At 60.2% G+C, this 13,249-nt stretch carries 12 protein-coding genes; 9 read left to right on the forward strand and 3 right to left on the reverse strand.

What is annotated here, in order from left to right; translation table 11 throughout:
- Positions 1-24: 24 nt before the first annotated feature.
- The 8 genes from miaB (at position 25) to trmB (ending at position 8,620) form a co-directional block, all read left to right on the forward strand.
- On the forward strand, positions 25-1,437 hold the full coding sequence (gene miaB / locus K290_RS0105910) for a tRNA (N6-isopentenyl adenosine(37)-C2)-methylthiotransferase MiaB (RefSeq protein ID WP_028751035.1): 1,413 nt from the start codon (positions 25-27) through the stop codon (positions 1,435-1,437).
- Between the two features lie 30 nt (positions 1,438-1,467).
- Positions 1,468-2,526, forward strand: coding sequence for a PhoH family protein (locus K290_RS0105915; protein ID WP_028751036.1), 1,059 nt, complete (start codon positions 1,468-1,470; stop codon positions 2,524-2,526).
- Positions 2,526-3,032, forward strand: coding sequence for an rRNA maturation RNase YbeY (gene ybeY / locus K290_RS0105920; RefSeq protein WP_028751037.1), 507 nt, complete (start codon positions 2,526-2,528; stop codon positions 3,030-3,032). Before K290_RS0105915 ends, ybeY begins: the two co-directional genes overlap by 1 nt.
- 25 nt (positions 3,033-3,057) lie before the next feature.
- Positions 3,058-4,230, forward strand: coding sequence for a hemolysin family protein (locus K290_RS0105925; RefSeq protein WP_028751038.1), 1,173 nt, complete (start codon positions 3,058-3,060; stop codon positions 4,228-4,230).
- Positions 4,231-4,309: 79 nt separating this feature from the next.
- Positions 4,310-5,908, forward strand: coding sequence for an apolipoprotein N-acyltransferase (gene lnt, locus K290_RS0105930; RefSeq protein ID WP_028751039.1), 1,599 nt, complete (start codon positions 4,310-4,312; stop codon positions 5,906-5,908).
- A 152-nt stretch (positions 5,909-6,060) separates the two neighbouring features.
- Positions 6,061-6,480: a helix-turn-helix domain-containing protein gene (locus K290_RS0105935; protein ID WP_028751040.1), complete on the forward strand. Its 420-nt coding sequence runs from the start codon at positions 6,061-6,063 to the stop codon at positions 6,478-6,480.
- A 188-nt stretch (positions 6,481-6,668) separates the two neighbouring features.
- On the forward strand, positions 6,669-7,922 hold the full coding sequence (metK, locus tag K290_RS0105940) for a methionine adenosyltransferase (RefSeq protein WP_028751041.1): 1,254 nt from the start codon (positions 6,669-6,671) through the stop codon (positions 7,920-7,922).
- Entirely contained in the window at positions 7,919-8,620 is a 702-nt protein-coding gene (trmB, locus tag K290_RS0105945; RefSeq protein WP_028751042.1) for a tRNA (guanine(46)-N(7))-methyltransferase TrmB, read from the forward strand. The genes metK and trmB overlap by 4 nt, the downstream gene beginning before the upstream one ends.
- Before the next feature lie 264 nt (positions 8,621-8,884).
- Here trmB and K290_RS0105950 read toward each other — a convergent pair whose 3' ends face one another.
- The gene (locus tag K290_RS0105950) at positions 8,885-9,142 is read right to left on the reverse strand and encodes a BQ00720 family protein (RefSeq protein WP_028751043.1); all 258 of its coding nucleotides are present in this window, start codon (positions 9,140-9,142) and stop codon (positions 8,885-8,887) included.
- A 45-nt stretch (positions 9,143-9,187) separates the two neighbouring features.
- A complete protein-coding gene (locus K290_RS0105955; protein WP_028751044.1) occupies positions 9,188-9,619 on the reverse strand; it encodes an Hsp20 family protein in 432 nt (143 codons plus the stop codon).
- Positions 9,620-9,845: 226 nt separating this feature from the next.
- Between K290_RS0105955 and K290_RS0105960 the strand changes: the two genes are divergently transcribed.
- A complete protein-coding gene (locus tag K290_RS0105960; protein WP_028751045.1) occupies positions 9,846-10,790 on the forward strand; it encodes a nucleoside hydrolase in 945 nt (314 codons plus the stop codon).
- A gap of 73 nt (positions 10,791-10,863) precedes the next feature.
- Here K290_RS0105960 and K290_RS0105965 read toward each other — a convergent pair whose 3' ends face one another.
- Positions 10,864-13,212 (reverse strand): methyl-accepting chemotaxis protein, encoded by a 2,349-nt coding sequence (locus K290_RS0105965; protein ID WP_028751046.1) that lies wholly within the window; start codon positions 13,210-13,212, stop codon positions 10,864-10,866.
- Positions 13,213-13,249: the final 37 nt, after the last annotated feature.

Here is a 13,249-nt window from a genome sequence, read left to right on the forward strand (position 1 = left end):
AGCAAAAGCCACTACATAGCGGCCATGACCAAGGACAGTGTACTTCTCGATGCCCCGCAGCCCAATGCTTTGGAGCTTGGCCTGCGCGATGGCTCCAACAGCCGTAAGGTTTTCATCAAGACCTACGGCTGCCAGATGAATGTCTACGACTCGACGCGGATGAGCGATGCGCTTGCCCGTGATGGCTACGAGCCGACCGAGGACATGGAAGAAGCTGATCTTGTCCTGCTGAATACCTGCCACATCCGCGAAAAGGCGGCCGAAAAGGTCTATTCGGCGCTCGGGCGCCTGCGCGAAATGAAGAAGCGCAAGGCAGCCGACGGCCGCGACATGATGATCGGCGTCACCGGCTGCGTTGCCCAGGCCGAGGGCGAGGAAATCCTCCGCCGTGCGCCTGCTGTCGATGTCGTCATCGGCCCGCAGACCTATCACCGCCTGCCGGAGGCGCTGCGCCGCGCCAAGGAAGGCCAGCGCGTCGTCGATACCGAATATGCCATCGAGGATAAGTTCGAACATCTGCCGACGCCTGAGAAGGCGAAGATCCGCGCTCGCGGTGTCACTGCCTTCCTGACCGTGCAGGAGGGTTGCGATAAGTTCTGCACTTTCTGTGTCGTACCCTACACGCGCGGCTCCGAAGTCTCCCGTCCAGTCGCCCAGATCGTCGAAGAGGCTGAAAAACTTGTGGATGGCGGTGTGAGCGAAATCACGCTGCTCGGCCAGAATGTCAATGCCTGGCACGGCACCGGCCCCACGGGCGAAGCCTGGAGCCTCGGTGATCTGCTCTACCGGCTGGCGGAAATTCCGGGGCTTGCCCGGCTGCGTTATACCACCAGCCACCCGCGCGATATGGACGACCGGCTGATAGCGGCTCATCGCGATTTGCGCACCTTGATGCCCTATCTGCATCTGCCGGTTCAGTCCGGTTCCGACCGCATCCTCAAAGCGATGAATCGGCGCCATACGGCGGCGGAATATCTCGTCTTGCTCGAAAAAATCCGTGCGGCACGGCCGGATATCGCCCTTTCGGGTGATTTCATTGTCGGTTTCCCGGGGGAGACAGAGCAGGATTTTGCGGATACACTTCGTCTGGTGGAGGAGGTGAACTATGCGCAAGCCTTCTCGTTTAAATATTCGACGCGCCCAGGAACGCCGGGTGCGGAATTGAAGGGCCAAGTGCCGGAAGAGATCAAGGCGGAACGGCTAGAACGGTTGCAGGCGCTGCTTTTGAAGCAGCAGCACGCTTTCGCTGATGCGTGTGTCGGCAAAGTGGTTGATATACTGCTGGAAAAGCCGGGCCGCATGCCGGGGCAGTTGATCGGCCGGTCTCCTTGGCTGCAATCTGTGAATGTTGATGCAAAAGCATCGCAAATCGGTGACATTATCAACGTACGAATCACCGGAACCAGCACCAACAGCCTTTTTGCTGAATTGCTCTAGGTTCCGGACCGGCATAAGGAGCCACACCGCTTGAACGGACAGGAATTGGTTTCTTCTTCATCGCGCCAGCCACGCACCGCGAGCGACGCCAATCACTTCATCCTGACGTTCGAGAACAATCGCTTCGCCAGCGAACTTTTCGGACAGTTCGACCAGAATTTGAAGCTGCTCGAGGAGCGTCTGGGCATCGACGCACGCGCTCGTGGCAATTCCGTCATCATCACCGGCGACGTGCTGGCCACCAACCAGGCGCGCCGGACACTCGATTATCTCTATGAGAAGCTACAGAAAGGTGGGAATGTGGAGCGCTCCGACGTGGAAGGAGCAATCCGCATGGCGGTTGCCGCCGACGACCAACTGACGCTGCCGACGATGGAGAAAAAAGCCAAGCTGACGATGGCGCAGATTTCGACGCGCAAGAAGACGATCATCGCGCGCACGCCGACTCAGGACGCCTATATCAGGGCGATGGACCGGTCCGAAATGGTTTTCGGTGTCGGCCCGGCCGGCACGGGCAAGACTTATCTCGCGGTTGCCCACGCCGCTCAGCTTTTGGAGCGCGGCGCGGTCGAGAAGATCATCCTGTCGCGCCCGGCCGTCGAAGCCGGCGAGCGTCTGGGCTTCCTGCCCGGCGATATGAAGGAAAAGGTCGACCCTTATCTGCGCCCTCTCTATGACGCGCTTTACGATATGATGCCCGGCGACAAGGTCGAGCGCGCCATCACCGCAGGCGTCATTGAAATCGCTCCGCTCGCCTTCATGCGCGGCCGCACACTTGCCAACGCCGCCGTCATTCTCGACGAGGCGCAGAACACCACCTCGATGCAGATGAAGATGTTCCTGACGCGTCTCGGCGAGAATTCGCGCATGATCATCACCGGCGACCCCAGCCAGATCGACCTGCCGCGCGGCGTCAAATCCGGCCTCGTAGAAGCCTTGCAGCTCCTGAATGACGTTGAAGGGATAAGCATAATCCGCTTCAAGGACACCGACGTCGTCCGCCATCCGCTGGTGGCGCGCATCGTCAGGGCCTACGACTCGAACTACGCCGCTCCTGTTGAGGGCAACGGGGTCGATCCGCAAATCTAATGGCCGATCTCGATATACAGATCAGCGTCGAAGAGGGCGGCTGGCCCTCCGAGGGCGAATTGCAGGCCTTGGCCGAGCGCGTATTGGGCGCGGCCGCGACGTATCTTGAGACAAACGAGAAGCAGCCTTTTCCGAAAATGGCGCCTGAATTGTCGCTGGTCTTCACCGACGATGCCTCGATCCGCGAGATCAATGCAGAATGGCGAGAGCAGGACAAGGCGACCAACGTCCTGTCTTTCCCCGCTTTTCCGCTCGTGCCAGGTGGTAAACCCGGCCCGATGCTCGGCGACATCATCATCGCCAAAGAGACGGTGGAGCGCGAGGCGGCCGAGCTGGAAAAAAGTTTTGACGACCATCTGACCCATTTGATGGTGCATGGTTTCTTGCATCTCTTCGGCTACGACCATATGAATAATAGCGAAGCCGAAAGAATGGAGGGGCTGGAGACTCGCATTTTGGCGGGGCTTGGCCTATCTGATCCCTATGCGGGGCAGGACCCCATTTGATCTGAACCCTGTCTGATCAGGAACAATGAGCGACTTTACGACAAGACCGGCCGCCGAGGCCAAAGACGGAGCCGAAACTGCCTCCTCCGATGAGGTAGGCAGTAGTAGCGGCAAACGATCACACTCTTCCTTCTGGGCCCGCGCTGCGCGCATTCTGCGCCCAGCCCAGGGTTCGGCGCGTCTGCGCGAGGATCTAGCCGATGCGCTGATGACCAATGCCACCGATGACGACGCCTTCTCGCCGGACGAGCGGGCGATGCTGCACAACATCCTCCGCTTCCGCGAGGTGCGTGTCGAGGACGTCATGGTGCCGCGCGCCGATATCGAGGCGGTCGACCAGAATATCACCATCGGCGAGCTGATGATCCTGTTCGAGGAGAGCGGCCGCTCGCGCATGCCGGTCTATGCCGAAACGCTCGACGATCCCCGTGGGATGGTGCATATCCGCGATCTCCTGTCCTATGTCGCCAAGCAGGCGCGCAACAAGCGCCGCGGCAGCAATGGCAAGGCGGCGGCTTCGGTGTCAGCTGCGGCCGCAAGTCCGGCGGAAAAACCGGCGCGTTCGGCCAAACCGAATTTCGACCTTTCCCGCGTCGATCTTCAGAAGACGCTGGCCGAAGCCGGCATCATCCGAAAAATCCTGTTCGTTCCGCCCTCCATGCTGGCGTCCGATCTTCTCCGCCGCATGCAGGTTAACCGTACGCAGATGGCGCTCGTCATCGACGAATATGGCGGCACCGACGGCCTCGCCTCGCATGAGGATATCGTCGAAATGGTCGTCGGCGATATCGACGACGAACATGACGACGAGGAAGTCATGTTCAAGCGCGTCTCCGAAGACGTCTTCGTTGCCGATGCCCGCGTCGAACTGGAGGAGATCGCCGAAGCGATCGGCCCGGATTTCGACATTAGCGAGCAGGTGGACGAGGTGGATACGCTTGGCGGCCTGATCTTCTCCGCGCTCGGCCGCATTCCGGTTCGCGGCGAGCTCGTCCAGGCACTGCCGGGCTTCGAATTCCATATTCTCGATGCCGATCCGCGCCGCATCAAACGGGTGCGTATCACCCGCAAGCGTCACGCCTTGCGCCGTCGTCCGGCGAAGGCGGAGGGTGAAGGTGGCGTAATCGAGCGCGACCTGCCGTTGCCCGACACGCTTCCCGACGAACCCCCGGCCGAGCAGAAGACTGCCAGCCAATAAATGGCGCTTCAGCAGGACAAATCGCTGCTTTTTTGAAAGACTGCCGCCAATTGATTCGCAGTTTGGACGGAGCGCGCGCATGGAACGGCTTTCGGGCAGGGTAATCCTCGTCTGGGGTTTCAAGCGCACACTTCTCTCCATTCTGGCGGGGGCTGTCGGCGTCCTCGCATTGCCGCCCTTCGGCTTTTTCGCAGCGATGTTTGTTTCCTTCACGCTGCTCGTCTGGCTGCTGGATGGCGCTGCCGCCGGTCCCGATAGCGGCTTCCTCGGACGCCTGTGGCCTGCCTTTGCCATCGGCTGGCTATTCGGCTTCGGCTATTTCGTTGCCGGTCTCTGGTGGCTCGGCCATGCGCTTCTGATCGATGCCGACGAGTTCGCCTGGGCGTTGCCGCTGGCAATCCTCGGCCTGCCGGCGTTTCTGGCGATTTTCTACGGCGTGGCGGCGGCGCTGGCCCGGTTGCTCTGGTCTGACGGTATGGGGCGTATTGCCGCACTCGCTTTCGCCTTTGGACTGGTGGAGTGGCTGCGCAGCTTCCTTTTCACCGGCTTTCCCTGGAATGCCATCGGCTATGGCGCCATGCCCACACCGCTGATGATGCAATCGGCGCATGTGGTGGGCGCACTCGGTGTCACGGTGCTTGCGGTCTTCGTTTTCGCAGCCCCGGCGCTCCTCGGAACACGCCAGGGGCGGGTGCCGGGCATCGGGCTCGCCGTGCTCATCGCCGCTGCACATTTCGGTTACGGCTACTATGCATTGAGCTTGCCGGAACCTCCGGCCGGAGGCAAGGCGGCGCCGGTGGTGCGCATCGTCCAGCCTGCGATCGACCAGGAAGCCAAGATGAACACCGATGCCGATCGCGCCGCCATCTTCGACAAGCATCTCTCGCTCTCGGTCCAGCCCCCCGTCGACGGCGGCAAACGGCCCGACATCATCGTCTGGCCGGAGACCGCCGTCCCCTTCATCCTGACGGATAATCAGGACGCGCTCACCCGCATTGCCGATCAACTCGACGATGATCAGATCCTGATTACCGGCGCCGTTCGCGTCGAGGACATGGGGCCTGGTCTCGAGCCGCGCTATTATAACTCCATCTACGTGATCGATGGCCGCGGCCAGATCATCGGCGCTTCCGACAAGACCCACCTTGTGCCTTTCGGCGAGTATGTGCCCTTCGAAAATATTCTCGGCTATCTCGGAATTCAGAATGTCATCGAGCTGCCGGGCGGCTTTTCCGCCGCCGCCAGCCGGCAGTTGCTGACGCTTCCGAGCGGTATCAAACTCTATCCGTTGATCTGCTACGAGATCATTTTTCCAAATGAGGTGACGCCGGAAATTCGAAAGGCCGACGCGATTTTGAACGTTACGAATGATGCTTGGTTCGGCGATACGCCAGGGCCTTATCAGCATTTCCTTCAGGCGCGGGTAAGAGCGGTCGAACAGGGATTGCCGCTGATTCGCAGCGCCAATACAGGTGTTTCGGCCTATGTCGACGCTCACGGACGTTTGATTTCCGGAATCGACTTTAATGAGCAAGGATTTGTCGACGCTACTTTGAGTAGCGCAACCGGCTCGACAATCGATGATAGAATGCGAAATGCGTACTTCTGGTTGGCCATCGGGCTAGTCGGTATAATCGCTTTGATTTCACGCATGGGTTTTATTTCCAGGGCGAATTGACCAAAAAACCCTAAAATTGCATAGTGGTTGTCGTCTGCCTTTTGAACGTAAACTAAAAGCCTGGTGGGGCGTCGGCTGCAACGTAGCGTTATAGGGGTGGTTAAGGGAACCGGGTGGCAGGACCTGAATTCAACCTATGTTAGGGCAATACGATGATTGAGAACAAAAAGAAGCCGAACCCGATCGACATCCATGTCGGTAGCCGCATCCGCCTTCGACGCACCATGCTGGGCATGAGCCAGGAAAAGCTTGGCGAAAGTCTCGGAATTACCTTTCAGCAGATTCAGAAGTATGAGAAGGGCACCAACCGCGTTGGCGCCAGCCGTCTTCAAAATATCTCCAGCATTCTTAACGTTCCGGTTTCCTTTTTCTTCGAGGACGCTCCGGGTGAACAGGCGGCAACCGTTGGCGGCATGGCCGAAGCCTCCAGTTCCAACTACGTGGTCGATTTCCTCTCTTCCTCCGAAGGGTTGCAGCTTAACCGCGCTTTCGTGAAGATCTCCGACGGCAAGGTCCGTCGCAAGGTGGTCGAGCTCGTCAAGGCGCTCGCGGCCGAAGCCGACGCCGAATAAACGTTTCGAGGCACCGCTCCGGCGGCAAAGTCGTCAGGCGGTCATTTTGGCCGCCTTTTTCATGTTTATGGCAAAATTTTATCACTTACGCCGGGATATAAAGATATATTTATGTCCTTCTGCGACTTGTTTTTCGCGCTCGACACGAATATCAAAAGCGAAGATTTGTTCTTTGAGGGGAATCCCATATGCGCGCGAATTATCTGTTTACCAGCGAGTCTGTTGCCGAAGGTCACCCGGATAAAGTCTGTGACCGCATTTCCGACGAAATCGTCGATCTGGTCTACCGCGAAGCGGCAAAGACAGGCGTCAATCCCTGGGGCGTGCGCATTGCCTGCGAGACCCTTGCCACTACCAACCGGGTCGTCATCGCCGGCGAAGTTCGTCTGCCGCCGAGCCTGATGAAGAAGGACAAGGACGGCAAGGACGTCATCAATCCCTCGAAGTTCAAGGCCGCTGCCCGCCGCGCCATCAAGGATATCGGCTACGAGCAGGACGGCTTCCACTGGAAGAAGGCGCGCATCGACGTGCTTCTGCACTCGCAGTCCGCCGACATCGCCCAGGGCGTCGACAATGCCGCTGACCAGCAGGGCGACGAAGGTGCCGGCGACCAGGGCATCATGTTCGGCTATGCCTGCCGCGAAACGCCTGACCTCATGCCGGCGCCGATCTACTATTCGCACAAGATCCTGCAGCTTCTCGCTACCGCGCGCAAGAAGGGTGACGGCGAAGTCGCCAAGCTTGGCCCCGACGCCAAGAGCCAGGTGACCGTTCGTTACGTCGACGGCAAGCCGAGCGAAGTGACCTCGATCGTGCTTTCCACCCAGCATCTCGACGATAGCTGGGATTCGGCAAAGGTCCGTGCCGTCGTCGAACCCTATATCCGCGAGGCGCTCGGTGAGCTGCGGATTGCGACCGACTGCAACTGGTACATCAACCCCACCGGCAAGTTCGTTATCGGCGGTCCGGATGGTGATGCAGGCCTGACGGGCCGTAAGATCATCGTCGACACCTACGGCGGTGCTGCTCCGCACGGCGGCGGCGCTTTCTCCGGCAAGGACACGACCAAGGTCGACCGTTCCGCGGCCTATGCTGCACGCTATCTCGCAAAGAACGTCGTTGCAGCCGCTCTTGCCGACCGCTGCACCATCCAGCTCTCCTATGCCATCGGCGTTGCCCAGCCGCTGTCGATCTATGTCGACCTGCACGGCACCGGCAAGGGCGTCAGCGAAGACCAGATCGAAGCGGCGATCCGTAAGAACATGGACCTGTCGCCGACCGGCATCCGCCGCCATCTCGACCTCAACAAGCCGATCTACGCGAAAACCTCGGCTTACGGCCATTTCGGCCGCAAGGCAGGCCGCGACGGCTCCTTCTCCTGGGAGCGCACGGACCTCGTCAAGGCGTTGAAGGAAGCCGTGAAGACCCGGGAAGCTGCATGACCGATACCGAGCGCCGGTCGCGGGCGACGGAAGCATTCTTCGGCCGGCGCAAGGGGAAAGCCTTGCGCGGCCAGCAGGCCGAACGGCTGGAAGCGCTGCTGCCGCAATATCTGGTCGATCTTTCCGCACCTGCGCCGCAGCCGCTGAATAATCTGTTCCAGGTGCCGACGGAGCGTTTGCGCCTGGAAATCGGCTTCGGCGGCGGCGAGCACCTGATCCACCGGGCACTGGAATATCCAGCTACCGGCTTCATCGGCGTCGAGCCCTTCGTCAATTCCATGCAGAAATTGCTTGCTCGCGTCGATGAGACCGGTGTGCGCAACATCCGTGTCTATCATGATGACGCGACGCAACTGCTGGATTGGCTGCCGGACGCCTGCCTCGACCAGATCGATCTGCTCTATCCCGATCCCTGGCCGAAGAAAAAACATTGGAAGCGCCGCTTTGTCTCGCAGGTGAATCTCGACCGCTTCCATCGCGTCCTGAAACCCGGCGCTCTCTTCTGCTTCGCCTCCGATATCGACACCTATGTCAACTGGACGCTGCAGCATTGCCACGCCCATGGCGGCTTTGAATGGGCGGCAAACAATGCCAGCGACTGGCTGACGCCCTATGAGGGTTGGCCGAGCACGCGCTATGAGGCAAAGGCCCGCCGAGAGGGGCGGTCTTCGGCTTACCTGACGTTCAAGAGAGTTTGAGCGGCAATTCCTTCTGCGGCTTTCGCAATTTCACGGCAAGAAATCGCTCAAATCCACCTGCTCCTCGCCGGGCGGCGGAGTTACCTGTACGTGGACATCGTAGCGTGAAGGTGAAGTTACGCCGTTTTCTCGAACGGAGAAGGATGCGTCAGCACGGGTTGAGGTGCGATGCGCCGAAAGGGGTGAACCCGTGTATCAGGATGGAAATGCTTTGACGCAATCGAAGGTCATAGCCGCAGCACCTCGATAAGCGCCGGCAGAAACTCAATGCAAGCTGACAGTCTTCAACTCGTCCTCGGCAGCTTTGTAGAACGTGCTGGAGCGGTTGTCGGTGAGAAGGATGGGGGTGCCGTCGGCGCCGAAGAGCGCCCAGAGATCGACACTCGGGTCGATGTCCGGCGCCTCGGGGAAACAACGGGAAACTTCCTCCGAATGCATCTTTCTGACATAGGCAACCTCGCCGGCACCGATGTTGGCGAGTTCGGATTGGGTCAAGCGGGCAGTGGCTTCTCTCAAAAGCATGTTCGTACCTCCAGCATGAGAGACCAACGGCAATCAGCCGTTGTCTTACTGTGATACCGAAATGTTAATTTTCTTTACCATCCGGTCCGGTTCCGGCCGAATGAGATCGACGGAAAGCAGGCCGTTCTTCAAGGCGGCGCCGAGCACGTGCATGCCCTCGGCCAAAACGAAAACGCGCTGAAACTGACGGGCCGCAATGCCGCGATAGAGATAATCGCGTTCCTCCTGCTCCACCTGCCGCCCGCGGATCAAAAGCTGGTTTTCTTCCGTGGTGATATCGAGCTCGTCTTCCGAAAAGCCCGCAACCGCAAGCGTGATGCGCAGGCGCTCCGGCTCGCCGGAAACGCGGTCCGCGCGCATGCGTTCGATATTGTAAGGGGGATAACCGTCACTGGCCTTGGAAATCCGCTCCAGCGTCTTTTCCATGGTGTCGAAGCCCAGAAGCAGAGGGCTGGCAAAGGGAGTCGTCCGGCTCATCGTCTCAAGTCCTTGGTAGCAAGCGACCTTTCCGGACCTGATCTTTCAGCACCCGGCTATGTGTAATATGGGAGCAGGGGCGGAGGAGTGCAAGGAGGCGCGTTCTTCGCATGTGCGAGATCCATTTCGGCCTTGCAAACTCAACTGCCAAGCCGGCGTCTGCTTGACAAAGCTCGAAGGGGCTCGCATCAAGATTGCCGATCTGCACCGGAGGAAAGCGACAGAGATGACCGAGCCTAGAAAGATTATCATCGATACCGATCCCGGCCAGGACGACGCCGCCGCCATTTTCCTCGCCTTCGGAAGCCGTGAGGAGATCGACGTGCTCGGCATCACCACGGTCGCCGGCAATGTGCCGCTGCGGCTGACGAGCCGCAATGCCCGTATCGTCTGTGAGCTCTGCAACCGCCGCGATGTGAAGGTTTTTGCCGGTGCCGATGCGCCACTCAAGCGCAAGCTGGTCACTGCCGAACATGTCCACGGCAAAACCGGCCTCGACGGCCCCGACCTGCCGGAACCGACCATGGATCTTCAGCCCGGCCATGCCGTCGATTTCATCGTGGAGACCCTGCGAAACGAGCCGGAGGGCGCGGTCACGCTCTGCACGCTCGGCCCGCTCACCAATATCGCACTTGCATTCCAGAAGGCGCCCGACATCGTCGCGCGCGTTCGCGAGCTGGTGATGATGGGTGGTGGCTTTTTCGAGGGCGGCAACATCACGCCGGCCGCCGAATTCAACATCTATGTCGACCCCGAAGCAGCCGATATCGTCTTCCGCTCCGGTGTGCCTATCGTCATGATGCCGCTCGACGTGACCCACCAGCTTCTGACCCGCAAGGATCGTGTCGCGCGTATCGCCGCCGTCGGCTCTGCTCCGGCGAAGGCCATGGTCGAGATGCTGGAGTTCTTCGAACGCTTCGACATCGAAAAATACGGCTCCGACGGCGGTCCGCTGCATGATCCGACCGTCATTGCCTATCTGCTGAAGCCGGAGCTGTTCAAAGGTCGCGATTGCAATGTCGAGATCGAGGTTACGTCGGAGCTGACTGTCGGCATGACCGTCGTCGACTGGTGGCATGTCACCGATCGCAAGCACAACGCCAAGGTCATCCGCCACGTTGATTCAGACGGCTTCTTCGCGTTGCTGACGGAGCGTTTTGCACGCCTCTGACTTGCGCTGCGGCAGGAAAATGAAAAGGCCGCCGGAGCGATCCGGCGGCCTTTGAGGTTTTTAATTAGTCGGCTCAGAACTCTTCCCATTCATCCTGCGCCAGCGCATTCGAGCCGTGGGTCTGCGGCTGCATTTTGCGAGCCGGAGCGGCGGCAGGGGCGGGAGCGGCACGGCGGGCAGGCGCCGGGGCACGCATCTGCTGGGCGGTGGCGCGCAGTGCACTGGCATTGTCCTGAGCGCCGTATGACGTGCGGAAGCGGGCGACCAGTGATTTCAAAGTCTGGGCTTCGTCATTCAGCGTTACGCTGGCGGCGGTGGTTTCTTCCACCATGGCGGCATTCTGCTGTGTCACCTGGTCCATCTGGTTCATGGCCGAGTTGATTTCCTTCAGCCCGATCGCCTGTTCGCTGGCAGAAGCCGAGATCTGGCGGATGAGGCCATTGATCTCCATCACCTGCTCGGCGATCTTATGCAGCGCGTTGCCGGTGCGGCCGACGAGATCGACGCCTTCCTTGACCTGGCCGGCCGAGGTGTTGATCAGGGTCTTGATCTCCTTGGCGGCATTGGCTGAGCGCTGCGCCAATTCGCGCACTTCCTGCGCCACGACGGCAAAGCCCTTGCCGGCTTCACCGGCGCGGGCCGCCTCGACACCGGCATTCAGGGCGAGAAGATTGGTCTGGAAAGCGATTTCGTCGATCACACCGATGATGCGCGAAACCTCCTGCGAGGATTGCTCGATGCCGTGCATGGAGGCGATCGCCTTCTGCACGATCTCGCCGGAGCGTCCGGCGTCCTCGGAGGCCGAGTTGACGCTGCTGGCAGCCGTGCGGGCGTTTTCGGCGCTGGAATTGACCTGGGCCGTGAGCTGGTTGAGCGCAGCGGCGGTTTCCTCCAGGCTTGCCGCCTGCTGCTCGGTGCGGCGGGCGAGGTCCGAGGCGCTGTTGCTGATCTCACCGGTGCCGCCGCCGATATTGCCGATGCTGAGGTTCATCGTATGCACCGTCTCTTCCAGGCTGGCGAGCGCGGCATTGAAGTCCTGTTTCAACTGGGCGTACTCGCCGGGGAACTCTTCCGCTATGCGGTGGCCAAGATTGCCCTTGGAGAGTTCGGCCAGGCTCTGGCCGAGAATGGTGACGATGCGCCGCTGCAGTGCCACGGTTTCGCCGCGCTCCGTTTCCGAGCGGTGACGTTCCCCTTCGGCGGCGCGACGCTGTTCGCCGGCTTCGGTCTCCAGCCGCTTGGTGTCTGCAAGGGCGAAGCGGAAACCTTCGAGCGCCTTGGCGACCGAGCCGATCTCGTCGCCGCGATCCTGGCCTCCGACGGGTTCGGCATAATTGCCGGCGCTGAGATCATTGACGCTGGCCACCAATCCGCCGAGAGGCTTCTGTACGAAGGTGCGCACGGCGGCGTAAAGCGCCAGCATGACGGCAGCGAGCACCAGCACGCCGCCGATGATCATCATATAGGTCTGGTCGCGCACGGGTGCGGCAATCGCGCTGTGCGGCACGTCGACGAGTACGACCCAAGTGGCGTTGAGGCCCGGCACGGCGAAGGGATAGACCACACGGTCGAATTCTTCCAAGCCGCTGTCGCTGAGATCCTTCACTAGGCCCGCCGTCGAGGAGGTCAGGGCCGCCTTGACCATGTCGGCGCCGTCGCCGCTATAGTCTTTCATCAAGAGGTCCTTGTTCGGCGCCACCAGCCATTTGTTGTCCTGGGAGACCAGGAGGACGCGGCCGGAGCCGAAGGGATGCAGGCTTTGCAGCTTGGCGGAAAGCGAGGCGAGCGAAATATCGACGCCGGAGACGCCGATCATCTTGCCGCCTGACATCACGGGGTAGGCGATCGAGCTCATGGTCGTCGGAACGTCGGTGCCTTCGGCCATATATGGCGGGGTGATGGCGCCCTTGCCGCTGTCGGCCGCCAGCTTCCACCAGGCGGCGGTATAGTCGTTGTCGAAAGTGGAGAACTGGATGCCGCCGTCCTTTGTCTTCGACCAATAGGGAGTGAACGCGCCCTTGTCGTTGACGGCTTCGTCCTTGTTGTTGGCAAGTTCAGTCGTCTTGCCGTCGAATGCGCCCAGTTTTTCGCAGAACCAACTGCCGAAGGCGAAGGCGTTCTGCTCGACATTGGCCTTGAGGATATTGATGATGCCTTTGCGATCGAAGGTGTGGCCCTCGTGGCCGCGCCCGATAATAGCCGCCATGGACCGGGCAGCGCTGGCAAGCTCGCCGACATTGGCGGCAATTTCATTGGAGATGGATTTGGCCTCGCTATTGGCCTGATCCATGGTCAGCATCTGCACGCGATCGCTGGTCTGCGAAATCAGCAGGAAGTTGGAGACGAACAGAACCAGCGCAATCGCTACCCCAGTGACCAAGATGAGCTTGGCCGCAAGCGACTTCATACGAAAGATGGACATCATTTCCTCGAGAGAACGATGCGTCGGATGCACATTA

The organism is Rhizobium leucaenae USDA 9039 (genome assembly GCF_000426285.1).
GTDB lineage: Bacteria > Pseudomonadota > Alphaproteobacteria > Rhizobiales > Rhizobiaceae > Rhizobium > Rhizobium leucaenae.